The 24,088-nt window shown below is 73.5% G+C and carries 22 protein-coding genes and 1 pseudogene; 11 read left to right on the plus strand and 12 right to left on the minus strand.

All coding sequences use genetic code 11. From position 1 onward, the window contains the following. Positions 1–76: 76 nt before the first annotated feature. Complete coding sequence (locus Saso_RS11265) at positions 77–1,888, minus strand: alpha/beta hydrolase family protein (RefSeq protein WP_229901121.1); 1,812 nt, start codon at positions 1,886–1,888, stop codon at positions 77–79. Continuing rightward, positions 1,881–3,293 (minus strand): MFS transporter, encoded by a 1,413-nt coding sequence (locus Saso_RS11270; protein WP_229901122.1) that lies wholly within the window; start codon positions 3,291–3,293, stop codon positions 1,881–1,883. Before Saso_RS11270 ends, Saso_RS11265 begins: the two co-directional genes overlap by 8 nt. Before the next feature lie 798 nt (positions 3,294–4,091). On the opposite strand from Saso_RS11270, the gene Saso_RS11275 reads away from it, so the two are divergent. After that, on the plus strand, positions 4,092–4,913 hold the full coding sequence (locus tag Saso_RS11275; protein WP_189919075.1) for an MHYT domain-containing protein: 822 nt from the start codon (positions 4,092–4,094) through the stop codon (positions 4,911–4,913). Positions 4,914–4,994: 81 nt separating this feature from the next. On the opposite strand, the gene Saso_RS11280 is transcribed toward Saso_RS11275, so the two are convergent. Continuing rightward, complete coding sequence (locus tag Saso_RS11280; RefSeq protein ID WP_189919076.1) at positions 4,995–5,816, minus strand: IclR family transcriptional regulator domain-containing protein; 822 nt, start codon at positions 5,814–5,816, stop codon at positions 4,995–4,997. A 579-nt stretch (positions 5,817–6,395) separates the two neighbouring features. Here Saso_RS11280 and Saso_RS11285 point away from each other — a divergent pair. From Saso_RS11285 to Saso_RS11295, 3 genes are read left to right on the plus strand one after another with little or no spacing between them, the layout of a single operon-like run. Continuing rightward, positions 6,396–7,481, plus strand: coding sequence for a homoserine dehydrogenase (locus tag Saso_RS11285; RefSeq protein ID WP_189919077.1), 1,086 nt, complete (start codon positions 6,396–6,398; stop codon positions 7,479–7,481). After that, the gene (locus tag Saso_RS11290) at positions 7,474–8,958 is read left to right on the plus strand and encodes an aldehyde dehydrogenase family protein (protein ID WP_229901123.1); all 1,485 of its coding nucleotides are present in this window, start codon (positions 7,474–7,476) and stop codon (positions 8,956–8,958) included. The genes Saso_RS11285 and Saso_RS11290 overlap by 8 nt, the downstream gene beginning before the upstream one ends. Further along, positions 8,955–10,382, plus strand: coding sequence for an aspartate ammonia-lyase (locus Saso_RS11295; protein ID WP_189919078.1), 1,428 nt, complete (start codon positions 8,955–8,957; stop codon positions 10,380–10,382). The genes Saso_RS11290 and Saso_RS11295 overlap by 4 nt, the downstream gene beginning before the upstream one ends. Here Saso_RS11295 and Saso_RS11300 read toward each other — a convergent pair. The 5 genes from Saso_RS11300 to Saso_RS11320 form a co-directional block, all read right to left on the minus strand. Then, complete coding sequence (locus Saso_RS11300; RefSeq protein WP_189919079.1) at positions 10,363–10,803, minus strand: Lrp/AsnC family transcriptional regulator; 441 nt, start codon at positions 10,801–10,803, stop codon at positions 10,363–10,365. The two genes, Saso_RS11295 and Saso_RS11300, sit on opposite strands and share 20 nt — an antisense overlap. Positions 10,804–10,919: 116 nt before the next feature. Further along, positions 10,920–11,711, minus strand: coding sequence for a cyclase family protein (locus Saso_RS11305; RefSeq protein WP_189919080.1), 792 nt, complete (start codon positions 11,709–11,711; stop codon positions 10,920–10,922). Then, positions 11,708–12,406, minus strand: coding sequence for an HAD hydrolase-like protein (locus tag Saso_RS11310; RefSeq protein ID WP_189919081.1), 699 nt, complete (start codon positions 12,404–12,406; stop codon positions 11,708–11,710). Before Saso_RS11310 ends, Saso_RS11305 begins: the two co-directional genes overlap by 4 nt. After that, complete coding sequence (locus Saso_RS11315; RefSeq protein WP_189919082.1) at positions 12,403–13,848, minus strand: amino acid permease; 1,446 nt, start codon at positions 13,846–13,848, stop codon at positions 12,403–12,405. The genes Saso_RS11310 and Saso_RS11315 overlap by 4 nt, the downstream gene beginning before the upstream one ends. 176 nt (positions 13,849–14,024) lie before the next feature. Beyond that, on the minus strand, positions 14,025–14,498 hold the full coding sequence (locus Saso_RS11320; protein ID WP_229901124.1) for a hypothetical protein: 474 nt from the start codon (positions 14,496–14,498) through the stop codon (positions 14,025–14,027). A 184-nt stretch (positions 14,499–14,682) separates the two neighbouring features. On the opposite strand from Saso_RS11320, the gene Saso_RS11325 reads away from it, so the two are divergent. The 6 genes and pseudogenes from Saso_RS11325 (at position 14,683) to Saso_RS11350 (ending at position 19,896) form a co-directional block, all read left to right on the plus strand. Then, positions 14,683–15,450 (plus strand): IclR family transcriptional regulator, encoded by a 768-nt coding sequence (locus tag Saso_RS11325; protein WP_189919083.1) that lies wholly within the window; start codon positions 14,683–14,685, stop codon positions 15,448–15,450. Positions 15,451–15,644: 194 nt separating this feature from the next. Beyond that, positions 15,645–15,770 (plus strand): annotated as a pseudogene (locus tag Saso_RS11330) (VOC family protein); the annotation flags it as partial. A gap of 117 nt (positions 15,771–15,887) precedes the next feature. Beyond that, the gene (locus tag Saso_RS11335) at positions 15,888–16,427 is read left to right on the plus strand and encodes an ArsR/SmtB family transcription factor (protein WP_189919084.1); all 540 of its coding nucleotides are present in this window, start codon (positions 15,888–15,890) and stop codon (positions 16,425–16,427) included. Beyond that, the gene (locus Saso_RS11340) at positions 16,424–17,710 is read left to right on the plus strand and encodes an MFS transporter (RefSeq protein ID WP_189919085.1); all 1,287 of its coding nucleotides are present in this window, start codon (positions 16,424–16,426) and stop codon (positions 17,708–17,710) included. Before Saso_RS11335 ends, Saso_RS11340 begins: the two co-directional genes overlap by 4 nt. Before the next feature lie 251 nt (positions 17,711–17,961). Then, on the plus strand, positions 17,962–19,296 hold the full coding sequence (locus Saso_RS11345; RefSeq protein WP_189919086.1) for an MFS transporter: 1,335 nt from the start codon (positions 17,962–17,964) through the stop codon (positions 19,294–19,296). A 117-nt stretch (positions 19,297–19,413) separates the two neighbouring features. Beyond that, the gene (locus tag Saso_RS11350) at positions 19,414–19,896 is read left to right on the plus strand and encodes a pyridoxamine 5'-phosphate oxidase family protein (protein WP_189919087.1); all 483 of its coding nucleotides are present in this window, start codon (positions 19,414–19,416) and stop codon (positions 19,894–19,896) included. Positions 19,897–19,934: 38 nt separating this feature from the next. On the opposite strand, the gene Saso_RS11355 is transcribed toward Saso_RS11350, so the two are convergent. Next, a complete protein-coding gene (locus Saso_RS11355; protein ID WP_189919088.1) occupies positions 19,935–20,975 on the minus strand; it encodes a terpene synthase family protein in 1,041 nt (346 codons plus the stop codon). A 13-nt stretch (positions 20,976–20,988) separates the two neighbouring features. Further along, on the minus strand, positions 20,989–21,969 hold the full coding sequence (locus Saso_RS11360) for an SDR family NAD(P)-dependent oxidoreductase (RefSeq protein WP_189919089.1): 981 nt from the start codon (positions 21,967–21,969) through the stop codon (positions 20,989–20,991). 277 nt (positions 21,970–22,246) lie between these two features. Here Saso_RS11360 and Saso_RS11365 point away from each other — a divergent pair, with 277 nt between their 5' ends. Next, positions 22,247–22,726: a WapI family immunity protein gene (locus Saso_RS11365; protein WP_189919091.1), complete on the plus strand. Its 480-nt coding sequence runs from the start codon at positions 22,247–22,249 to the stop codon at positions 22,724–22,726. Between the two features lie 51 nt (positions 22,727–22,777). On the opposite strand, the gene Saso_RS11370 is transcribed toward Saso_RS11365, so the two are convergent. Further along, positions 22,778–23,611 carry a hypothetical protein gene (locus tag Saso_RS11370; protein WP_189919093.1) on the minus strand — a complete coding sequence of 278 codons (834 nt, stop codon included), beginning with the start codon at positions 23,609–23,611 and terminating at the stop codon, positions 22,778–22,780. A 42-nt stretch (positions 23,612–23,653) separates the two neighbouring features. Then, positions 23,654–24,088 (minus strand): hypothetical protein, encoded by a 435-nt coding sequence (locus Saso_RS11375; protein ID WP_189919094.1) that lies wholly within the window; start codon positions 24,086–24,088, stop codon positions 23,654–23,656.

Consider the following 24,088-nt stretch of genomic DNA (forward strand, 5'->3'; position numbering starts at 1 on the left):
GTGTTCCTCCTTCTCGGATTCATGACGTGTTCTTCGGGCGGGTGGTGCTGTGCGCTTCCCGGTCCCGCTGAGTCGGTCAGCGGGACCGGGGTCCTCCCGGACGTGCCGGGGGACGCGAGGGGGCGCCGGGCGCCGGGGCGGGCAGATGCGTACGCAGGAAGGTCAGGGCGCGGCGCAGCACGGCGACGTGGGCCGCGCCGTCGTAGCCGTCGTGGCCGGTGTCCAGCCACATCCGCTCGTGGGGCACGCCCGCGCGGGTCAGGGCGTCCAGGTAGCTGCGGATCTGCTCGGGCGGGCACTTCGCGTCCTTGTCGGCGCCGACCACGAGCAGCGGTGCTCGCACGTCGGCCGCGAAGGTCAGGGGCGAACTACGGGCGTAACGTTCCGGCACCTCGTCGGGAGTGCCTCCGAACCAGCGGACGTCCAAGGCGCGCAGTGCGGGCGTGGTCGTGCGGTGGGCGGTCACCCAGTCGGCGACGGGTTTCACGGCGACCCCGGCCTGCCACAGGTCGGGCCGGGTCCCGAGGGCGAGCAGGACCAGGTACGCGCCCCACGAGACCCCCCACAGGGCCGTCGCGCGGGCGTCGGCGAGTCCGCGGCGCACGAGGTCGGCCCGGACGGCGGCGAGGTCGTCCACCTGGGGGTGGCCGACCCCGGCCTCCAGGGCCCGCCGCCAGCGGGGGCCGTAGCCCGTCGAGCCGCGGTAGTTGACGCGTGCGACGGCATAGCCGGAGGCGACGAGCGAGTGCACCGTGGCGTCGTAGGCGTCCCGGTCGTGGTCGGCCGGGCCGCCGTGGACGGCGAACACGGTCGGCGGCGCGGCGGCCCCTCGGGGCCCGTCGTCGGCGGGGTCCGGCAGGCTCAGCAGGGTGTGGACCGGTCCGTGGGGCGTCGGGGTCCACAGCTCCGTGTGCCGTCCGGGGACACGCGGCAGGAGTCCGGGCGTCGGCAGGGCGGTTCCGTCGGTGGTGCGGGGCACCGGTGGATGCGCGGTGTCCGTCCACAGGTAGTGCAGTGCCCCGCCCGCACGCGGGGCCGCGTCGAGCAGGGTCCCCGGGGGAGTGGGGACGACGGTCCGGGTACGGGCGCGCAGGGACACCCGGTGCAGCAGGGAACGGCCGTGGCGTTCCTGGCGTACCAGGACGTCGTCGCCGTCGGGGTACCAGCCCGCGGTGATCTCCGTGTCGAAGGCGCACCACGCGTGGGTGACGAGGCCGCGCCGCGGGGTCCACGTGGCCAGCCGGTAGCCGTCCTCCAACTCGTGCACCAGCAGCAGTTCCCGCCGTCCGGGCCGTGGCGAGAAGTCCCGGCACCAGAGCCGGCCCGCCGGGTCGTCGTTCCCGGGCAGCCGGGCGGCGACCCGGCCCGTGGACGTGACGACGGTGACGGCCGCGTCCGCGCCGGCCGCGGTCGCGAGGGCCACCAGGTCACCCTCCGGGGTGATGCCGGCCAGCCGGCCCTCGCCGGGGACGCGCAGGATCTCGCGCGGTACCCGGCCGCGTCGTCCGACGAGCAGCCGCGTGCCGCCGTGCGGGGGTGCCAGTGCCGCGGCGACCGTGCCGCAGGCGGTGACCGCCAGGCCGCGTTGCAGCCCGGCGGGGGCGCCCGGCAGGCCGGGCAGCCGGCAGCCGCCGTCGAACGGCTGGAACCACCAGTGCCCGCGGCCGTGCGGGTCCTCGTCGAACCACCACACGTACGCGTCGGCGTCGACGGCGCAGTGCACCGTGCCCTGTGGCCGGTCGGTGACCTGCCGGGTGGTCCGGGTGGCCGCGTTCCACGTGAACACCTCGCAGCGGCCGTCGGCGTCGGCCGTCAGCACCATGCGACGCGGGTCGCCCGGGCAGACGTGCGGCAGCGCGCTGAGGAAGACCTTGAACGTGTCAGCCACGGCCGTCCACCCTTCCGGCGGCGGCCGCGCGCAGGGCCGCGGGCGCCTTGAACTGTGTGTACGCGGCCAGCACGACGAACAGCACGGTGCACAGCAGCGCGGGCGTGCGCAGGTTCCAGGCGGTGACCAGGAGGGCCGCGAGCGCCGGAGCGCCCGCCGCGGCCAGCGCCGAGACCGAGCCGAGCACGCTCGCGGTACGCGACTGGAGTGCCGCCGGTGTGCACGCGACGGCGGCACTGGACAGCACCACGGTGATCAGCGGCACCAGCAGGGACAGCCCGGCGAACGCCACTCCCCAGGCCGTCGCACCGTCCGCCCACAGCAGGGAGCCGCACGGCAGCGGCAGCAGCCACGCGGCCGTGGTCAGCAGGCGGCGGGCGCCCAACCGCCGTACCAGGGGCGCCGCGACCAATGAGCCCGCCAGCCCCGCCGCTCCCGCCGCGGCCAGGACCAGGCCCGTCGCGGCGCCACGCCCGTCGCCGCCGAGCCGGAACAGGGCCGTGTAGAACAGCAGGGTCAGGGCGCCGCCGGCCGCCGACGTCCAGACCAGGACGAGACGCAGCACCGCAGACGCGGCCACCGTGACCACGCCCGCTCGCGCGGCGTCGAACCGCCGGGCCCACCTCCCGCGTCCTTCGGAGGCCTTGTCCGGCGGTGCGTCCGGGGGCGGGGCGGGGGTGTCGAGCGGGGTGCGGATGGCCCGTATTCCCACCGCGGCGGCGGTGTAGGAGAGCGCGTCGGCGAGGAACGGCACCGGCCGGGCGAGTTGGAACAGGGCTCCGCCGAGCGCGGGGCCCGCGATCAGCGCGACCTGGTCACCGACCTGCATCCCCGCGGTCGCCCGGGGCAGTTCGTCGGCGGCGGCCAGGTGGACGAGGGCGCCGCGCGACGCGGCCTCGTAGGTCACCGCGAACAGCCGTTCCGCCAGGGCGAGGGACACCACGAGCCATAACGCCGGGCGGCCCAGGCAGGTCAGCGCCAACACCCCTGTGGCCAGGGCCGCCAGGGCGGCCGAGCCGGTCATGATGCGCCGCCGCCGTCCCCGGTCGGCCGGTATCGCGACGAGCGGGCCGAGGACGACCCCGGTGAGCGCGGCGGCGCCGGCCAGCGATCCGGCGGTGCCGGGGCTGTGGCCCAGTTCCAGGAGCAGCAGCGGGAGGACCAGCCCGGAGGCCTGACTGCCGAGCCCGTCGACCGCGTTGACCCACCACAGGATCCTGAGGTCCCGGTCCGCCCGCCCGGACGGGCCGGCCGCCGGGTCCGGCCGCTTCGTGTGCCGCGGCCGCTCGGTGTCCTGCGGCCGTCCGGCGGTCGGGGAGTGCTCGTCGTGCGCTGGATCGGGCCCGCCGGGAGGCCGGCGGATCGGTGACGCGTCGACGTTCCCCACCCCTCCCAGTACGAGCACGGGAGGCCACGGCGCGGGGCCGTCTCTCCTGTGTCGAAAGTGTGTGAGCCGTGAAAGTGAGCGGGAGCCTAACCATGGCGGAACGTCAGCGACAAGTGCCGTTCAGTGCGCAATCGTCACCTGATACGCGGACATATGGCCGACGGCCGACTGGTCACGAAACGTCGGCCCGTGCAGCCGGAAGGTGCCGGTCGGCGGACGCGGCCCACCGCCGGCGGGAGTGGTTCCGCTTCGCATCCGCATATCGGCGGCGTTGCATTCCGGGCTCGCCGACGGGGCGTGCGAACCGTGTCCACGACACCGCACGCGTTCCCGTGTGCCGTGCTCCCGCCTGCGGTCCGGCCCGTGTTGCCGGCCCCGGAACCGGTTGCGCTGCCGAACGCGGACTCCGCCGGGCGGCGCCCACGACGCGGCTCGGGGGTCTCCGTCGCGTCGCGGGTACCGCGCGGGGACCCTCGCGCGTCCGTGGCGTCCGAGCGGCGCATTGGCCGACAATCCGCTCTCCCCGCCCTCGTCGCCGAGGACGGGCGGGGGCTCCGCGGGGTGCTTTGGAGCGAAGCGTGGCGATGTATCGATTCGGCGAACGAATGTGCGCAATGTGAAGGCGCAGTGCGAATGGCGTGATTGAATCGTGCACAACTTGGTCAGTTGGCTTGATCTGGTCGTTCGGCACCCCTTGGCCTGCCCGTTCGCCGGGACCGCGGGGCGTCGTACCGCCTGCGCCCGGCGGCGCGCGGACGCGTGCGCCGGACCGCTTCGGCTGAGCCGTCGGCCGTCACCCACCCCGAAGGAGCGTCGATGACCGCCACCGTCTCCAACTTCTACTACGGGGCCGCGACGCCGATCGCGGCCTACCTGATGGCCTGTCTCGGCGCGGCGCTCGGACTGCGCTGCACGACACGCTCCCTGCGCCGCCCGCACCGCAGAGCCAGATGGCTGGCCCTGGGCGCGGTGTCCATCGGCTGCGGCATCTGGACCATGCACTTCATCGCCATGATCGGCTTCAGCGTCCAGGGCGCACTGGTCGAGTACGACGCGACGAAGACCGTCCTCAGCCTCGTCGTCGCCATCGTCGTCGTCGCCATCGGCGTCTTCCTGGTGGGCTACCGGGGCGGCTCGGCCTCCAACCTCGCCGTCGCGGGCACGATCACCGGACTCGGGGTCGCGGCCATGCACTACCTCGGCATGGCCGCCATCCACACCAACGGCGGCCTGCACTACGACACGCCGACCGTGGCGCTCTCCGTCGCCATCGCCGTAGCGGCCGCCACGGCGGCGCTGTGGGCGGCGGTCTCCATCCGCGGTCTGTGGTCCAGCCTGGGAGCGAGCCTGGTCATGGGCGTGGCCGTGACCGGTATGCACTACACCGGCATGGCCGCGGTCTCCGTGCACCTCACCGGCGGTTCCGCCGTCTCGCAGTCCTCCACCGGTCTGCTGTCGTTCCTCCTGCTGATGCTGGCCGGACCGCTCGTGGTCCTCCTGGTCGCCGCCGTCATCGTCATGTTCGACCCCGACATGATGCTCGGCGACGACGAGCCGGCGGCGGTGGCGTACGGCGCCGGAACCGGCGTTCCCGCCCGGCGGACGGCCGAGTCCTCGCAGCCCTACAACTCCTGGTGACAGCCCCGCGACGGCACGGCGGGCCGGCGTCCTCGGACGGGCCGGGCGCCCACCGCGACGCCTACCGAGCCGCGACGGGCCTCACGGGGCCGTGCCGTTGCCGTCCCCGTCGCCGCCCAGGGTGTCCCTGAGCGCGGCGGCGGCAGCGGCGAGGTCCGTGCGGATCGCCCGCTCCTGCGGGGACAGGTCCTGTGTCCTGCCGACGACCGACACGGCGGCCCTGATGCGCCCCTCGGGGTCGCGCACCGGCACCGCGTACTCGGTGACCCCGTGCTCGAACTCCCCGTGCGCCGCGACGACCCCGCGCAGTCGGTCGTGGTCGTTGGCCGCGACGAGTTCGGCCGGGGTGCGGGCCGCGTCGGGGCCGCCCACACCGATCAGTTCGTAGTCGTCGAGCAGGGCGGCGATCTCCCCGGCGGTGTGGTCGAGCAGCAGCGCGCGGCCGGCGCCGGTGCACCAGCACGGGGTGACGAGACTCGCCCGGCCCTGCCACTCCTGGGCGAAGCCCGCCGCGGACTCGGCCCGCAGCAGCCGGACCTGGACGCCGTCCCGGACGGAGAGCCGCGCGCCGGCGCCGTACGCCACGGCCATGCGGCGCAGCAGCGGACGGCTGCGGCGGGGCAGGCCCGGGTGCAGCGACGCGGCCGTGGTGAAGAACGCCTCACCGGCGCGCAGCGTCGAGTCGTCGAGACGTTCGAGGAAGCCCTTGTCGCACAGGTCCTGGGTGGTGCGTGAGGCCTTGCTGCGCTCGATGCCGACCTCGCCCGCGAGCCTGCTGACGTTGAAGCCGGTCCGGCCGGAGGCCTCGCGGTCCAGGACGGAGTTGACCACCCGCAGGGCCATCCGCAGCGAGGAGGCCGTACCCGGGCCCGTCTGTCCGGGGGCGGGTCCGTTCGTCGTCACGTCCGCACTATATGCGAGCCGGTGAACGGTGGGCCGCCCCGGCGAGCCAGGGCGACGACCCCACGGCCGGGCCCCGGCACGACGGCCTGGCACTGTGTCCTGGCGTGGCGGCCCGACGCGATGGCTGGGGGCGACGGCCGGGGGCGACGGCCGGGCACAGTGGCCCGGCGCTGCGGGTCCGGGCCGGGGACGGGGGACGTGGGTCGGGCGCGCGGCTCGTGGGCGGTGAGCAGGGGTGACGTCCGCCCAGGCCGTCGGCATCCTCCGGGCCGCCGTCCCGCGCCGCGTTTCGTGGCCGCTCCGGGGGCACCGGTCCGCTTCCGTACCGGGCCGGTGCCCGCCGCCGCGGGAGCGGCCCCGCGGCGCGGGCCGCGCCGGGGCGCACGGCGCGAGCGGCGTCCGGGGTTCCGGGCGGCCGACGGCCGGCCCGGGGCCGGGGACAGGACGAACGGCACGCGTCGGTGCGGATCGGCAGTGCTCCCGGACGTTTCGGCATGGCCGTACTGACGGCCCGGGGCGTGACGCTGTGGGGGTCGCGCCGCCAGGGGGGTGGCGCCGTCACGGAAGGAGGAGGTCCGGATGACCCGATACGACCTCGCGCTCATCGGATTCGGCGGGGTGAACCGTGCGCTCGCCGAGCTGATCGCCGAACGCGGCGACACCCTGGAGGCCGAACTGGGCTTCGCGTTGCGGGTGGTGGCCATCACCGACCTGCGGGCCGGATCGCTGGTGCGCACGGACGGCGCGGGCATCGACCTGGCACCGCTGCTCGCCGTCGAGCCCGGTGAGCTCGACTTCTCGATGCTCGCGGGCGGCAGCCCGGACCCCCGCAACGAGTGGATCATCCGCGAGGTGCCCGCCGACATCGTGGCCGAGGCCACCTTCACCAACCCCGTGGACGGCGAACCGGCGCTGTCCCACGTGCGGTGGGCCGTCGAGGCCGGAAAGCACGTCTGCACCACCAACAAGGGGCCGGTCGCCCTGCACGGCGGCGCCCTGAAGGAACTGGCGCGACGGCACGGCGTGCGCTTCGAGTTCGAGGGAACCGTGATGTCCGGGACCCCGGTCCTGCGCACCGCGCGCCGCATGTTCGGCGGCCTGGCCGTGCACGGCTTCGAGGGTGTCATGAACGGCACCTCCAACTACGTCCTCGGCCGCGTGGAGTCCGGCCTGTCCTTCGCGGACGCCGTCGCCGAGGCCCAGGCGCTCGGGTACGCGGAGGCCGACCCGACGGCCGACATCGAGGGCCACGACGTCCAGCTCAAGGTCATGATCCTCGCCGGTGAGGTGCTCGGAGCCGACCTCTCCCGCGCGGACGTGCCCTGCACCGGGCTGTCCGCCCTCACCGCCGACGACGTCCGCCGCGCCGCGGCCGAGGGCCTGCGCTGGAAGCTGGTCGGCTCCGCCTCCCGGCGCCCGGACGGCACCGTCGAGGCCCGCGTCGCGCCGGTCGCCCTGCCCACCGAGCACGCGCTCGCCGGTGTCTCCGGGCCCGTCAACGCCGTCGCCTTCCACACCGACCTGCTGGGCACCGTCACGGTCGCCGGGCCCGGCGCCGGACGCGTCGAGACGGCCTACGCCCTGCTGTCGGACGTCATCGGCATCCACGAGCACACCACCTCGCCCGCGTCCGTCGACACCCTCCTGGAGGCCGGCCGTGCCTGACACCGCCCTGGGCATCACCCCGCCGGCCGCCGCCGCGGACCTCGCGTCCGACGCCGGGACGGGCCCCGGCCTGACCGGTCACGACCAGGTCGGCGACGGCATGGCCGTCGTGCGCAACCCCTACAGCGGCGAGGCCATCGGCTCGGTGTGCCTCACCCCGGCCGCCTCGGTGGACGACGTCATGCGGCGGGCCCGCGAGGGCCGGACCGAGGCGCGCGGTCTCTCCCGCGCCGCTCGTGCGGCCGTGCTCGACGGCGCGGCACGCCTGGTCGAGGAGCGCGCCGAGTCCTTCGCCCGCCTGATCGTCGCCGAGGCGGGCAAGACCCTGGTCCAGGCCCGCAAGGAGACCTCCCGGGCCGTCAACACCCTGCGCCTGTCGGCCGCCGAGGCGCGCCGCAACGCGGGCGAGGTGGTGCCGTTCGACGCCTACGCGGGATCGGAGGGGCGGCTCGGCTGGTTCACGCGCGAGCCGCTGGGGGTCGTCGCGGCGGTCACGCCGTACAACGACCCGCTCAACCTGGTCGCCCACAAGCTCGGACCCGCGATCGCCGGCGGCAACGCCGTCGTGCTGAAACCCTCCCTGCTCACGCCGCTGTCCGCGCTGCGGTTGGTCGACACGCTGGTGGAGGCCGGGCTGCCGGAGGAGGTGGTGACGGTGGTCAACGGCGGTGCCGACCTGGGAGCCGCCGTGGTGTCCGCGCCCGAGGTGCGCATGGTGTCCTTCACCGGCGGCTTCCGCGCGGGCGAGGCGGTCGCCCGCTCGGCCGGGCTGCGCAAGCTCGCCATGGACCTCGGCGGCAACGCCCCGGTCGTGGTGCTGGCCGACGCGGACCTGGACGCGGCGGTCGAGGCCTGTGTGTCCGGCGCGTTCTGGGCGGCCGGGCAGAACTGCATCGGCACCCAGCGGATCCTCGTCGAACGCGAGGTGTACCCGGCGTTCCGGGACGCCTTCGTCGCACGGACCCGGCGGCTGCGCACCGGCGACCCGATGGACGCACGCACCGACGTGGGCCCCATGATCAGCGAAGGGGCGGCGGCCGCCGCCGAGCACACGGTCGCGTCGGCGATCGAGCGGGGCGCACGGCTGCTGTGCGGGCACGAGCGGCAGGGCGGTCTGTACGCCCCCACCGTGCTGGAGGACGTGCCGGACACCTCGGACCTGTGGCGTGAGGAGGTGTTCGCGCCGGTCGTGGTGCTCCGGGCCGTGGACTCCTTCGAGGAGGCCGTGGAGCGGGCCAACGAGATCGACTTCAGCCTGCACGCGGGCGTCTTCACCGGCTCCCTGGAGAAGGCGATGGACGCGGCACGGCTGCTGGAGGCCGGCGGCGTCATGATCAACGACTCCTCCGACTACCGCTTCGACGCCATGCCCTTCGGCGGCTTCAAGTACGGCAGCATGGGCCGCGAAGGCGTGCGGTTCGCCTACGAGGAGATGACCCAGCCGAAGGTCGTCTGCCTCAACAGGGAGCCGGCGTGAGCGACTTCGAGGCCACGTCCGACGCCGGTCGTCCGGCGTCGGACGGCCCGCGGACCCGGGTGGAGTCCGACGCGCTGGGCGAGGTACGGGTGCCCGCGCAGGCGTACTGGGGCGCGCACACCGCACGCGCCCTGGACAACTTCCGCGTCAGCGGTGTCCCCGTCGGCGCCCACCCCCACCTCGTACGGGCCCTGGCCCGGGTCAAGCACGCCGCCGCCCTGGCCAACGGCGAGATCGGGGTCCTCGAACCGCACAAGGTGCGGGCGATCGCGGCGGCCTGCCGGGCCGTCGCGGAGGGCCGCCACCACGAACAGTTCTGCGTGGACGTCGTCCAGGGCGGTGCCGGCACGAGCACCAACATGAACGCCAACGAGGTGATCGCGAACCTCGCGCTGGAACATCTGGGCCACGCGCGCGGGAGCTACGAGCACCTGGATCCGCTCGACGACGTCAACCGCTGCCAGTCCACCAACGACACCTACCCCACGGCGCTGCGCATCGCCATCAGTACCGCACTGGGTGAACTGTGCGCCGAACTGACACTGCTGGCAGCCGAGTTCGCTGCCAAGGGCGCCGAATTCGCCACCGTGGTCAAGGTCGGCCGCACCCAGTTGCAGGACGCCGTGCCGATGACGCTGGGCCGCGAGTTCGGCGCGTTCGGCGTGACCCTCTCCGAGGACGTCGACAGGATCCGCGAGACGCTGCCGCTGCTGGCCGAGACCAACCTCGGCGCGACGGCCGTCGGCACCGGCATCGCCGCCGAACCGGGCTACGCCGCCGCGGCCGTACGCCACCTGCGGGCGCTGACCGCACTCGACATCACACCGGCCGCCGACCTGGTCGAGGCCACGTCGGACACCGGCGTGTTCCTCCTGGTGTCGGGGGTGCTGAAGCGGACGGCGGTCAAGCTGTCCAAGGTGTGCAGCGATCTGCGGCTGCTCGCCAGCGGGCCGAACGCGGGCCTCGCGGAGATCTCCCTGCCGGCGCGGCAGGCCGGTTCCTCGGTCATGCCGGGCAAGGTGAACCCGGTGATCCCCGAGATGGTCAACCAGATCGCGTTCGCGACCGTCGGCGCGGACGTCGCCGTCACCATGGCCGCCGACAACGGCCAGTTGCAGCTCAACGCGTTCGAACCGCTCATCGGACATCTGCTGCTCCAGCACATCGGCTGGCTGACGCACGGCTGTTCGGCACTGCGCACCCTGTGCGTGGCGGGCATCACCGCCGACCGTGGGCGACTCGCGCGCGGGGCTGCCGGCGCGGTCGGCGCGGTGACGGCGCTCGCCGCGCGCATCGGGCACGAGGCCGCGACGGAGGTCGCCCGGGACGCCTCGCGCACCGGCGCCGACGTCGTGGACGTCGTCGTACGGCGCGGGCTGCTGGACCGCGAGAGTGCGCTGCGCCTCATCGCCGCGGTCGGCTGACCACCCGGGACAGCGCCAGCGCCGTCACCGTGTCCCGTACACCGGGCATCTGGGCCATCTGCTCCCAGATGCCCTGTACGCGTTCCAGGGAGTCGGCCTCGACGCTGACCAGCAGGTCGAACTGACCGCTGAGGACGTCGCAGGAGACCACCTCGGGGATGCGCTTGAGCGCGGCCAGGACCTCGGCCCCGCGCATCCGGTCCTCCCGGTAGACCAGCACGTGCGCGGCCACCGTCTCGCGGTCCGGACCGCACGAAGGACGCACGATCGTGTAACCGCCGATGTGCCCCTGCCGCTCCAGCCGTTCGACGCGCTGGCGCACGGCGTTGCGTGACAGCCGCACGCGCTGGCCCAGTTCGGCGTGGGAGATCCTGGCGTTGCGGGTGAGTTCGGTGATGATCCGCTCGTCGATGGCGTCCATGGCCTGCGTGTCTCCTGACTGGCGAAGGCTCCGGTGGCCGGGGGGCCACCGGAGCCGCTGTGCGTTCACGACGTCGTCCGTCTCCGTGACGTCGATCGGTCGTACCGTGACGTCGTTCAGTTCTCGTGGTGCAGGGCGAAGACACGGGCGGGGAAGCCCGAACCGCCGAGCGGCTTGGCCCAGGTGGCGACGATCAGCGCTCCCGCCTCCGGTACGCGGTCGAGGTTGGCCATGAGCTCGATCTGCCAGCGGTCGCGCCGCAGGACGTAGTCCTCGAGGCCGAAGTCGCCCGCTGAGGTGGCCAGTCCGGGGTCGGTGTCGGTCTGCTCGTGCCCGATCGCCGTGACGCCCGCCTCCTCGAAGAGATGGCGCAGGACCTCCGCGGACCAGCCGGGGCAGTGGCTCACACCCGCCGCGTCCCGGTTCGCCATGGCGGCCGGGTCCGGCCAGCGCCGGCCCCAGCCGGTGCGCAGCGCGACGAACGCCCCTTCGGGGACGCGGCCGTGGCGGGACTCCCAGGCCGCGACGTCCGCCAGGGTCGGCACCGCGTCGGGGTCCGTGGCCACGCGCTCGGTGATGTCGAGGACGACGAGCGGCAGGATCATCTCGTCGACGGGTATCTCGTCCAGGGTCCGGCCGCCGGCCACGAAGTGGACCGGAGGGTCGACGTGGGTGCCCCACTGTCCGACGATCGTGTACAGGTGCACGTTGAAGCCGTCGCCGCGCGACATGTCGAACGGCATCTCGCGCTTCTCGTCGGGAAAGGCGGGGAAGTGCGGCTGACCGGGATGGAAGGCGTGCGTCAGGTCGGTGCGGACCGTCCCGGCGGTCAGTTCGCGGTGCAGGGCCCACAGCGGGGGCTCGGTGGTGGTCGCGGGTGCGGCCGTGCGGGCCGTGTCGGGTGTCATGCGTGTTCGTCCTTCATCTCGGCGCCGTTTCCGGCGTGGTCCAGCAGATCGATCCAGTCGACGAGTTCGGCGGGCCGGGCGACGGAGGCAACCGCGTGGGCCGACTCCGCGGGGCCGCCGTACCCCCACCGCACGTGGACGGCGGGGATCCCTTCGGCGGCCGCGCTCTCGACGTCGTACGCGCGGTCGCCGACCATGAGGGGCCGGCGGACGTCGGCGCCGCCCGACCGCAGACGGGCCAGGCACTCCCGGATCACCTCCCGCTTCGTCGTGCGGCCCGCCTCCTCGCGCACGCCGCACACGGTCGGCAGCCGGGAGCCGAGACCGAAGCGACGGACCATCAGCTCGGCCTGGTCCTGCACCTTCGAGGTCGCGACACCCATCGGCAGACCGCGTGCGGCCAGGGCGTCGAGCAGTTCGGGCACACCGTCGTACAGCGCGGCGGCCGTCGCGCCGTCACGGGCGTACGCGGCGCGGTAGACCGTGAGGGCGGCCCGGGCGGCGGCCTCGTCGAGTCCGGCCACGCGGCGGAAGGTGTCGTGCATCGGCGGGCCGACGAAGGAGCGCAGGGTGGCCGCGTCGGGGACCGCCGCCCCGACGGAACGCAGGGCCTCGGCGGCGCTGGCGGTCACGCCGGGAGCGGAGTCCACCAGGGTGCCGTCCAGGTCGAGCAGGACGCAGGTCGGCGCTCTCACGCGACCACCCCGGCGGTGCGGCGGCGGCCGTGCCGCAGCCAGTGGTACAGGTAGCAGCCTGCGACGAACGGGACGCCGAAGTACAGGGCCGTCGCCTGTGCCGGGTCGAGCGCGATACCGACGAGCGAGGCGAGGCACAGGACGAAGGCGAGCACTGGAACGACCGGGTACAAGGGAGTCCGGTAGGGGAGGGCGCCCGGGTCCCCGCCCGCACGGACGAAGGCCCGCCGGTGGAAGAACTGCGCGGCGGCGATGGACATCCAGACCCCGACCGCGGCGAATCCGGCGATCGACACCAGGACGAGGTAGACCGTCTCGGGCGCCGCGACGCTGCTCACCAGGGAGGCGAGTCCGCCGAGCATGCTCAGCGACAGGGCCGTCAGGGGGATGCCGCGGCGGCTGAGCCGGCGCAGCGCCTGCGGCGCCTGCTTCTCCTCGGCGAGCGAGAAGAGCATGCGGGCGCAGGAGTAGAGGCCGCTGTTGCCGGCCGACAGCAGCGCCGTGATGATCACGAAGTTCATGGCGTCGGCCGCGTAGGGGAAGCCGATGGAGGAGAAGACGGTGACGAACGGGCTCTCGTCCAGGCCCACCTGGTCGTAGGGGATGGTCGCGGCGATCACCGTGATCGCGCCGACGAAGAAGACCAGCAGGCGTACGACGGTGACGCGCAGCGCCTTGGGCACGGCCTCGGCGGGGTTCTCGGTCTCGCCCGCGGCGACGCCGATCAGCTCGGAGCCGGAGAAGGCGTAGAACGCGGCCAGCACGGTGACCAGGACGCCCGAGAAACCGTGGGGGAACAGGCCGTCGGAGGTGTGGAAGTTCTCCAGCAGCACGGGGTGGGAGCCACCCTCGGCGAGCGGGTGGAAACCGGCCAGCGCGGCGCCGCCGAACACGATGAGGGCGACCACGGCGATCACCTTGACCAGCGAGAACCAGTACTCGGTCTCACCGAACACGCGCGCCGAGAAGGCGTTCACCCCGAAGACGACGGCGGCGAAGACCACGCACCAGACCCAGACGCCGACGCCGGGGAACCAGCGCTGCATGAGCAGCCCGCACGCGGTGAACTCGGAACCGAGGGCGACGGCCCAGGTCAGCCAGTAGAGCCAGGCGGTGGCGAACCCGGTGGCCGGGCCGATGGACCGGCTCGCGTAGACGTGGAAGGCGCCCGAGACGGGATAGGCGACGGCGAGTTCACCGAGGCAGGCCATCACCAGCCAGACGACGAACGCGCCGACGACGTAGGCGAGGACGGCACCGAGCGGACCGGCCTGGGAGACCGTGAAGCCGGAACTGAGGAAGAGCCCGGAACCGATGACGCCACCCATGGCGATCATGACGAGGTGGCGGGAGCGCATGGTGCGGCGCAGGCCGTCGCCGGGCGGCCCGGGAACGGTGTCTGCGTCGGCCGGAGCGCTGTCCGGGACTGCTGAGACGGACATGGGGTCTCCTCTGCGGAGCTGAGCGGGGAGAGGGGGACGGGCGTGGGGGGTGATCGGCACGGCATGGCTGAGGGTGGGGCCACTTTCGAGGGGTGCCGGTGCGCGTCGGGGTGGTCGCGGACCGGGGGAGCGGGCGCCCGGTGCGGGCGACGGGCTCACGGGGGCGGGGCAGCGGGTCAGGCCCGGGAGACGAGGTCCAGCGGCGCGGAGAGTTCGATCACCGGGACCTCCCAGGGGTGGGCGTCGGCGAGGCGGTCGAGAAGCCGCGCGAGGGTGTCGTCGTCCGTGGCGGCGTCGACGTACGTGGTCACGGCGAGCGTGGCCGAGAGGAACCGTCCGCCGACCGAGCCGAGGGAGGGGCGGGCGCCGGGCCGGACGGAGAAACCCTCGGCGCCGAGGGAGACCTCGAAGACGTCTCCGTAGACGCCGAAGTCCCCGAGCTCGGGTGAGGTCTCCACGATGCGCAGGAGGGCGGCGAAGGACTCGTCGGCCCGCAGCGCGTCCAGGTCGCCCTTCGCGCAGGCGGTCAGGGTCGCGGTCGCGACCGGCCAGTACACCTTGATCGTCCGGACCGTGCGGCGCCGGACGGGTGCGGGGGCGCCCTCGCGGTCCTGTGCGGTCGGTTCCGGCGTGATCGTCGTCGTGGCCATGCGCGTCTCATTCCTTCGGCATCCGGCGGCGGGTGATGCAAGGATGCTAGGCGTGCATTAAATGCACGGCAAGATGCAGATGCTGCACACTTCGAGTGGCTGTCGAGGCGGCGGTACAGTTGCGCACCGGCAGTGACCAGGACGGCACCGCGGCGGACCGCGCCCCGGCACGGCGGAGGAACACGTGGACTCAAGCGTCACGAAGGGCCTCGACGCGCTGTCGGCGCTCGCTCGCGGTCCTGCCGGCGGCCGGCCGCCCGGCTCCGCCGCATCCGTCTCGGAACTGGCCCGCGGCCTGGGCCGCGACCGCAGCCAGGTCTCCCGGATGCTCACCGCCATGGCGGCGGAGGGGTTCGTCGGCCGCGACGAGGGCTCCGGCGGTTTCGCACCGCACTGGCGGCTCTACACCGCGGCCCGCGACCTCACGGCCCACCGGCTGCGCACCGACGGGCTCACCGCCCTGGAAGGCATGGCCGCCGAGACCGGCGAGAGCTGCTACCTGGGCGTCCTGGCCGGCGACGCCACGGTGACCATCGCCGAGCGGGTGCCCGCGGGCAGCCGGCAGCTCGGCTCGTGGATCGGCCGCCCCTACCCGGCGTACTGCAGCGACTGCGGCCAGGCCCTGCTGAGCGACGCCGACGACGACGAGGTGGCGGCGGTCTTCGCCCGGACGGAGTTCGTCCGCCACGGGCCCAACACCCCCACCGGCCCGGAGGACTTCCTGCGCCGCCTTGCGGGGACCCGTCGGCGCGGATACTCCATCGTCGACGAGGAGGCCGAGCCCGGCCTGTACTCCGTCGCCGTGCCGGTCCGCGACTTCACCGGCGAGGTCGTGGCCGCCGTCCAGGTCGTCGGCCCGCGACGGCGCCTGGAGCCGAGAACCCAGGAGTGCGCGGCGGCCGCCCTCCGCTGGGCCGGCCACCTGGAGACGTCCCTCCGCGGAACCACCTGACCGGCCGCACCCGGCCGTCCGGCTCGCGAGGGCGGGTCCGGATCGTCGGCCGGGCCGGTCGGTCAGGTCACGGCGGCCGAGGTCACGGCGGTGCTGCGCGCCCGCCCGGGAGGCCTTCCGGGCGCTGCACCCAGGGCGAGCGTCGAAGGCGTGGGCGGCGGCTGACGTGCCGTAGTACTCCTGGGCGGACGGGCTACACGGCCGTGCGGGCGAGCGGCGCGGAGATCGTCCATCCCTTGCAGGACGAGGAGTGGGGCGTGCGGCGGTTCTTCGTCCGCGACCCCGGCGGACGGGTCGTCAACGTGCTGGGCCACCGCTGACGGCCCTCCCGCGCCCCCGGCGACGCTGCGGCGCCCGCGTACCCGTCACGACGGCCGACCGGGAAGCAGTGCGAAAACCCCTTGCTCAATGGTCAAGAAACGTTGACCATTGCTCGCATGCCTACCGACGACCTCCCCGAGACGTTCCGCGTCACCACCGACGACCAGCTGCGCGCCGTTTCCAATCTCACGCGTCACCGGATCATGGCCGTGCTGCGCTTCGAGCCGGCGACCATCACGCAGATCGCCGAACGGGTGGGCCTCGCGAAGGGCAGTTCCAGCTACCACGTACGGCTGCTGGAGCGGGCCGGCCTGGTCAAGGTGGTGCGGACGCGGAAGGTGCGCGGTGTCACCGAGCGGTACTACGCGATGGCCGCGCGGGCGATCGAGCTCCCGGATCCGGGCGAGGGAGGGCCCGATGTGCTGATGCGGCATGCGGTGGCGGACCTGGAAGCTTCGCCGGTGGACGGCGAGCGGCACGTGAGGATGGCGCATCTGCGGCTCACCGAGGAGCAGTTCGCGCAGCTCGGGGCGCGGCTGGAGGCACTGGCGGACGAGTACCGGGAGCTGTCCGATCCGTCGCTGCCCGACGCGTCCCTCGTCTTCGCCCTGTTCCACCCGGCCCGGCGCGCACGGATCGAGGGAGACGCCAAGTGACGCAGACAGTAGGTAAGTTGCCGACCGGGTTCGGGCGCCTGTGGACCGCGCAGACGGTGTCCTCGCTCGGTGACGGGGTGTCACATGCCGCGCTGCCGCTGATCGCCTTGACCCTGACGCGGGACCCGATGGCACTCGCCGTCGTCACGGCCGCCGGGACGCTGCCGTGGCTCCTCTTCGGGGTGCTCGGCGGCGCGCTCGTGGACCGCTGGGACCGCCGGCACACGATGTGGATCGCGGACACGGCACGTGCGGTGCTGCTCGTGACACCCGCGGCGGCGGCCGCGCTCGACCTGCTGAGCATTCCACTGCTGGCGGCCGTCGCCTTCCTGCTCGGCCTCGGCGGACTCTTCTTCGACACCGCCGCCACGGCCTATCTGCCGGACCTGCTCGGCCGCGACCCCGAACTGCTGGAGCGCGCCAACTCCCGTCTGCGCGGTGCCCAGACCGCCATGTCCGGCTTCGCGGGACCGCCCGCGGGCAGTGCGCTGCTCGCGCTAGGACGGGCGGTCCCGCTGCTCACCGACGCGGTGTCGTTCCTGGTCTGCGCACTGCTCGTCCGTACGCTGCCCGCTCTGCCCAGGCCCGCGCCGAAGACCCGTGAGCCCCTGCTCCGGCAGGCGCGCGCCGGGGCCTCGTACGTCTTCCGGGACCGGGTGCTGCTCGGGCTGGCGCTCCGCCCGGCGGTGGGCAACGTCGCCTTCCTCGCCGTCGAGACGGTCCTCGCCCTCTTCGCGCACGAGCGCCTCGGCATCGACACCTACGGCTTCGGCCTGCTCCTCACGGCGGAGGCCACCGGCGGTCTGATCGGTGCGGGCATCGCCTCCTCCCTCGGCCGACGGCTCGGCACCGGCACCGCACTGACCTGCACGGCCGCCGTAGAGGGGCTTGCCGTCCTGGGCCTGGCCGCGGCCTCGAACCCGTACGTGGCGGGAGCCGCGCTCGCCGTCTGCGGAGCGGGCATGGGCGCCACCATGGTGCTCGGACCCTCGCTCCGGCAGGCGATCGTCCCGGCGCACCTCATGGGCCGGGTCGCCTCCACCTCCCGCATGCTCGCCATGTGCGCGGCCCCCGTGGGAGCCTTCCTGGGCGGCTGGCTGGCCGCTGCCCACGACATCCGCACCCCGCTCTTTGCCGCCGCGGGCCTCCTCCTGACGATGACGGCCGTCACGGCATCCATGACCGGCAACCGCAGGGTCGAGGCGGCGCTGCGAGCCGCAGCCCCGGCGGACGTCCGGGAGGCCGAGGAGAGCGCGGTCGGCGGGTCGACTCCCCTTCGGTGAAGCGCCACGGGCGCACTGTCGGTGTGCGGGGCACGGGTGTGTGCCGGGGGCCGGCCGCGTCGAGGGGACAAGCATGCCGCCGACGCCGGAACGGGGAGCATCCGCGTCGGGGCACGAGGAGGAACCCCGGCTGGACAGCCGCGAGGGCGCCGAGCCGGCGTCGGCGGTGTGCGCCTCGGTGTCCTGAGTCTTCAACGGCGCGCTGCCGTACTGCACTAGGGTGCTCGCTGCGTCGAGCCCAGGGGGAGATCATGACAACCGCAGACGACGTGCCGAAGCCGATCGGCACGCTGTTCCGGATCCCGGGATTCCGGCGGTACGTGTCGGCCGATCTGATCTCGGCGACCGGGTCCGCGATGGCCCCGCTCGCCCTGGCCTACGCCGTCATCGGGCAGGGGGGTGGCGCGGGCTCTCTCGGCGTGGTGCTGGCCACGAACACCGTGCCCACGATCGTCTTCCTGCTCGTGGGCGGCTTGTTCGCGGACCGGTTGTCCCGCAGCCGGCTCCTCTTCGTGGGCAACCTGCTGGCCGCCTGCGCCCAGGGTGCGCTGGCCGTCACCGTGGCCACCGGACATGCGACGACCGCGTCGATCGCGGCGTGCGGTTTCGTCTCGGGGACGGCGGCGTCGTTCATCGTGCCGGCCGCGCAGGGCGCCGTCGCACAGATCGTTCCCGAGGAGCACCTTCAGCAGGCCAACGCCTTGCTCAGGCTGCCGGGCAACGCGGTCAAGGTACTGGGCCCGGTGGTCGGCGGTGTCCTCGTCGCCGCGAGCGGCGCCGCCTGGGCGCTGGCCTGGGACGCCTGCACGTTCGCCGTCGCGGCCGTCCTGCTGCTCGGCCTGCGGCTGGACGCGCCACTCGTGACGAGCGAGGGCGTCCTGAGGGATCTGCGAGCGGGCTGGGCGGGCTTCTGGTCGCGTACCTGGCTGTGGACCTACACGGCAGCCGGCATGATCCTCGTCGCCGCGTGGCTCGCGGGTTTCCAGCTTCTCGGCCCGCTCGTGGCCGAGGAACAGTACGCCGGAGCCCGCGACTGGGGCCTGGTCCAGGCGGCCTTCACGGCCGGCCTGCTGGCGGGCACCGTCGTCTGTCTGCGGTGGAAGCCGTACCGGCTGCTCGCGGTCGCGGTGGTCGCGGCCGGTGCTCTCGCGCTCCCGTTGGCGGCCCTGGCCTGTGCGGTGCCGCTGGCCCTCGTCCTGGTGGCCGTCGTGCTCGCCGGGGTCGGGCTCGACATCGCGATCGTCGCCTGGACCACCGCGTTCCAGCGGCATGTGCCCCCGGCGGAACAGGGCCGCATGAGTGCCTTCAACGGCGTCGGGGAGCGCCTCGCCATCCCCGTCGGTTACCTCATCACCGCCCTCGCGGCGCACTCCTGGAGCACCCAGGCCGTGCTGCTGACCTGCGCGGGCATGATCGCCGCCGCGACGGTCCTGAACCTCTGCGTCCCGGACGTGTACCGGATCAACCGCCGGACCGACCGTCGGCCACCGGACGATCAGCCGTCGGCCGCACAGGGGCAGGGGCAAGGGCAGGGGCAGGGACGGCCAGGGCGACGGCGGGGGCGTGGCACGGTGGAGCAGACGTAGGCCCGACCGGTCACGACCCCCCCCCCATGGTGGTGCCGGACACCCCGCGCATAGGTCGCGAGGCGTAGGTCCCGGGCCTCAGGCGCGCTCGGAGCCCGCTGGCTAGGGTCGGTGTCCATGGACACCACGGGAATCGTTCGGCGCCCGACGGCGGAGCGCGTGCGCGACACCACGGAGCGGCTGGCCGCCGAGCGCGACGTGTGGGTGTCGACGGCCCACCCGGATCACGGGCCGCACCAGGTGCCGCTGTGGTTCCTGTGGGACGGCCGAGCGGTGTGGCTGTGCACCGGCGCCACCTCCGTGACCGTGCGGAACGTGCGCGCCGAGCCGCGTGTGCGCCTGGCGCTGCCGGACACCTTCGACGTGGTGCTCCTCCAGGGCGAGGCGGAATGCTCCACGGAGACGGAGGTCCCCGCACCGGCGGCGGAGGCGTTCGCCGCCAAGTTCGGTTGGGACCCGCGCGGTGAGGAGGGCTCCTTCGTGTACGTACGGGTCGTCCCCAGGACCGTGCGCGCCTGGCGCGGCGAGCCGGAGCTGCGCGGGAGGGCCGTGATGCGCGACGGCATGTGGCTGGAGCAGCCGCCCGTGCCCCGGCCCTGAACGGCCGTCATTCGACGCGGGCCCTGAACGACCGTCATTCAACCGGCGTGAGGGGACGGAGCGTCGAGGGGCCGGGTGCGCAGCACCTGGGCGAGGTGGCCGGGGCCCGACGCCGGGACGATCCGGGGCGCGGCGCGGTAGCGGAGCGTCTCGGTCTGCCAGGCGTGGTAACCGCTCATCCAGGCGGCCATGATCTCGACGTACGTGTCCACGGCGGCCCGTTCGTGCGGCCGCAGACCGAGCCGACCGCACAACGCCGTTACCCGGCCCGCCAGTTCCGCGAAGCGCCGGACGTTTCGGTTCACCCGGCGGACCGCGGCCGCGACCGCCTCGGCGCGGGTGAGGCGGCGGGTGTGTTCGAGGACGAGGACGAGGTTGTCGACGTCACCACGGGCCTCCTCCTTCTCCAGGGAGTACACGTCGTTGCACATCAGCGTGACGTCGATGGCAGTCCGCCGCATGATGCGCAGCTCGGGCGCGTGGAAGGCCGCCGCGGGGACGGTGATGCCGGCGGCCCGCTCGCCTAGGGAGAGCGGCAGGTCGGTGCCGGCGATGCTACGACGGACGAGGAGGTAGGTCTCCATGTCCGCGGGCGTGCCGCGCAGCCGGCCTATCGCTTCATGGGCGTGCGCGGCGAAGTAGTACTCCCACTCGTGCGCGGTGCGAGCCGTCCACGCCGGGTCGGCGCCCTGGATGCCACGGGCCCGGACGTCGGCGAAGGCCGCCGTGCACGCGTCTGCGTCGGCGGGCGGGGCGGCACCGTGCGCGATGTCGATCAACCGGCGACACACCTGGACGACCAGGGCGGGGTCCCTGCCGAGCGGGCCGTCGAACTGGTCGTCGAAGACGAAGAAGAAGCCCATCGCGTCCGCGCACAGGTCCAGGGCACGTCCCCGGGCGTGGGGAAAACCGAGGGCGGCCAGACGGGTCATGTCCCACGAGGCGTACCAGGCCGCGGAACGGTCGTCCGTGACCAGCCCCAGCCCGCGGACCCAGTTCAGATTGCGCCGACGGGTCTCGTCGAGCCCGGGCCCGGGCCTGGTCGCCGGGGGGAGATCGAAGTCGACGTCCTGCGGCACGAGGTCCTCCGGTCTATCCCTGTGTGTCGGGTTCTGCCCGGCCCGGGGCGGGGCTCGACAGGTCCAGCGCGAGCGGCTCCGCACCGCCCGCGCCGAGCTGTTCGAGGGAGAAGGCCATGGAAGCACTGAGGCTCGACGGAGTGCGGAACCCCTCGGTTTCGCGGACTTCGCAGAGCCGGTCCCTGATCGACTCGGGCGTGGGGTCCTCCTTCCAGAGCACTCCTTCGGTGGCGCCCAGGAAGATCCGGCCGACGCGTCGGCCGGCGGCGTGCAGCAGCTCCCCGGTGCACGGCACGGACTCATGGGCCAGCAGGGCCACCACGGACGCGACGAGCCGGGCCGGGAACAGGTCGGTGAGCAGGGCGGTCATCGGCTCGTCGTCCTGGAGCGCTTCGAGGGACATCCGGGTGGCGGCGATCGGTACGACCGCGTTGACCTTGATGCCGTGCGCGGCCCCTTCGGCGGCCAGTGACGTCGTCAGCCCCAGCACGCCTCCCTTGCCGGCGGCGTACACGCTGAGCCCGTTGTCCCCGAAGAGGGCGTCGGAGCACGTGTTGACGATCCTGCCGTAGCGGGACGCGAGCATGTGCGGCCAGACGGCCCGCGCCATGTTCAACGTCCCGCCCACATGGGTGTCGAGCACGCGCCGGCACTCGTCCTCGGAGAGCTCGGTGAGAGGGCGCAGGATCGAGATTCCGGCGTTGTTGACCAGCACGTCCAGCCGTCCCCAGCGCTCCACGGCGGCCCGCGTCAGGGCCCGGGCGCCGGGCGTGGTGGAGACGTCATGGACGTCGGCCACCGCAGTGCCGCCCAGCTGCCGGATCTCCTCGACCACCGCGTGCGCGGGCGACGGCGACTCTCCGCACCCGTCGATCCCCGTCCCCACGTCGTTGACGACCACCCGCGCGCCGCGCGCCGCGAGGAACAGGGCGTACTCCCGGCCCAGTCCACGGCCCGCGCCCGTCACCACGGCCACGCGATCCTCGAAACGCATCTCGTCCACTCCGCCACCGCCCTCCCGGAACGCCAGTGATCCCCCCACACCCTGCCCCGGCGGCGCCGCCGCGGGCAGGGAGCGCGCAAATCGCCCCGACGCATCCGCACACGCCACGAGTGCCTCCGACCGCTCCCACACGCGCCGTTGCGCCGAGCGCGTCCCGTCCGGACCGGCAGGCCCACCGGCCCGGCGCCCCCGCCCCCACCTGCGACCGGACTCCCGTCCGTCGGCACCGGGCCGTCATGAGTCGGGAGGACCGTGACATTCTGTGGTGGTGCTTCTCAGCGATCACGCGACCGGCGTCGAACTCCGCCTGGTGGGCTACCAGTTCCCGGAGACCCGGGGAGACGCGTACGACGACAACTGGCTGGTCGTCGCGGCGACGGTGACCACCCCCGAAGGCAGCTGGTCCTTCACCGATCCTTGCCTGCTGACCGACGAGGCGCGTGAGGTGTCCGTCTGGCTCCGCGCGGCGGCTTCGGGCGCGGTGGGCGTGACCGCGCCGGACCGGGACGGCCGGCTATGGCCGGACACCTGGTTCGTCGAACCGGTCCTGGGCTTCAGCCTCGCCGCACGAAGCGACGAAGCGGCGGTGATCCGCATCCACCTGTCGTCGGAGGCGATCCCGCCGTGGCGGCGCGACGACAGCGCGGACATCTACCAGTACGCCGTGGACGTCATGGTGGAGAAAGAGGCATTGCTGCACGCCGCAGACCACTGGGACCGAGCGCTGGCCTCCTTCCCGCCCCGCTGACCGAGCGACCTCCGTGCCGCCACCGGACCGACGTGCCCGGCGTGCTCGGACTCAACCCCGCCGCACCCGCGGCTGCCGGCGCTCGACGCGGTCGAGGTCGCCGGCGAGAAGGTCCTGGTGACTGATGGTGAAGTCGCCGTTGAGCAGCTTCTGTTCGTCGCCGTAGTAGTCGCCCATCACGGTGGCGGGAAGGAAGGCACGCAGGCTGTGCCGCATGGTTCCCGGGTGGTCGACGGGTTCGCCCCAGCCCTCAGGAGCCTGGTCGGTGGAGAACAGGACCCAGTGGTCCACGGACACGGCGGCGTCGAGGTCCGGAGCCGCTCCGGTGTGGCTGTCCAGAGCCGGCAGGGTCAACCGGTCCGGGTCCAGCGGCGGGTACCACAACAGCAAGGGCTTGGCGTCCTGCGCGTCGGCATTGTCGAAGCAGCACAGCGCGATGGTGTGATCGGGGAAGTGGTCGGCGTAGAAACGCAGGAGGTCCGGGTCGAGATCCGGCCGGCGATGCGGCGGTACCTGCCGCAGGGCGGCGGTGACAGCGGTGGGGTCGGCGGCGAGGAGCACCGTGTAGACGTCGTGGTCGAAGACCTGGACGCTCTGGGGTTCGGCGCTCATCCACGCGATGCCGTCGGTCGCGACGGCGACGGGTGCGACCGCATCGACCATGCGGCGCAGGACGTCGCCGGTGCGCCCCGCGGAGATGAAGTTCCCCGGGGTCAGCCGCTGCCGGGCGGGCAGGTGCAGCAGCATGGCGTTCGGTCCGTCCGCCAGATTGACGGCGGTGTTCTGATAACCGAGCACGTGGATCAGACCATGCACCGGGTGGTGCTGCCTCCCGCAGTACACGATCGTGCCGGAGAACGCGGCCTCACCCGTCGAAATGCACATGCCGGCAAGGTACCGCCCAGCCGCCCAGAGTTCCGTGCAGGTTCAGTCATCGGGGTGAGTCGTGTGGATCGTGAGTCCTGTGATGCGTCCTGACTGGATCACGGGACCGTGCTGCACTCCGCCCTCGATGCTGTTGTGCACGGTCGCGGGTTGTGCCGGCTCGTCGCGCAGGCGCTGCAACGACGTGACCAGTTCGCGCAGTTCGGCACAGGAAGCCGCGTGGACCTCCAGGAGTTGTCGGACGCGTGCTCCCCACTGCTCGACGGTGTCGTGAGCGTCGCAGGGGTGGCCGGCGGTCCGTGCGGCGAGGAGCCGGCCCCGCACGCCTTCGAGGTCGGTGATCGCTGAGGTGTCAGCGTCACCCCGTGAGAGGAACCGCCGAAGAAGCTCACGTGCGTGCGACCAGGAGTCGGTCACCAAGAGCGAGACCAGTGTGCTCGCTCCGGTCGCCGAGAGAGCGGCCAACTCGCTGTCCAT

It is taken from the genome of Streptomyces asoensis, assembly GCF_016860545.1.
Lineage (GTDB): Bacteria > Actinomycetota > Actinomycetes > Streptomycetales > Streptomycetaceae > Streptomyces > Streptomyces asoensis.

Bases quoted from the DNA above. Each gene is read 5' to 3' on its own strand.
- Saso_RS11335 (WP_189919084.1), top strand. From the start codon at position 15,888: ATGCCTACCGACGACCTCCCCGAGACGTTCCGCGTCACCACCGACGAC.
- Saso_RS11315 (WP_189919082.1), bottom strand. From the start codon at position 13,848: ATGTCCGTCTCAGCAGTCCCGGACAGCGCTCCGGCCGACGCAGACACC.
- Saso_RS11275 (WP_189919075.1), top strand. From the start codon at position 4,092: ATGACCGCCACCGTCTCCAACTTCTACTACGGGGCCGCGACGCCGATC.
- Saso_RS11300 (WP_189919079.1), bottom strand. From the start codon at position 10,803: ATGGACGCCATCGACGAGCGGATCATCACCGAACTCACCCGCAACGCC.
- Saso_RS11320 (WP_229901124.1), bottom strand. From the start codon at position 14,498: ATGGCCACGACGACGATCACGCCGGAACCGACCGCACAGGACCGCGAG.
- Saso_RS11360 (WP_189919089.1), bottom strand. From the start codon at position 21,969: ATGCGTTTCGAGGATCGCGTGGCCGTGGTGACGGGCGCGGGCCGTGGA.
- Saso_RS11305 (WP_189919080.1), bottom strand. From the start codon at position 11,711: ATGACACCCGACACGGCCCGCACGGCCGCACCCGCGACCACCACCGAG.
- Saso_RS11285 (WP_189919077.1), top strand. From the start codon at position 6,396: ATGACCCGATACGACCTCGCGCTCATCGGATTCGGCGGGGTGAACCGT.
- Saso_RS11370 (WP_189919093.1), bottom strand. From the start codon at position 23,611: ATGTGCATTTCGACGGGTGAGGCCGCGTTCTCCGGCACGATCGTGTAC.
- Saso_RS11350 (WP_189919087.1), top strand. From the start codon at position 19,414: ATGGACACCACGGGAATCGTTCGGCGCCCGACGGCGGAGCGCGTGCGC.
- Saso_RS11345 (WP_189919086.1), top strand. From the start codon at position 17,962: ATGACAACCGCAGACGACGTGCCGAAGCCGATCGGCACGCTGTTCCGG.
- Saso_RS11375 (WP_189919094.1), bottom strand. From the start codon at position 24,088: ATGGACAGCGAGTTGGCCGCTCTCTCGGCGACCGGAGCGAGCACACTG.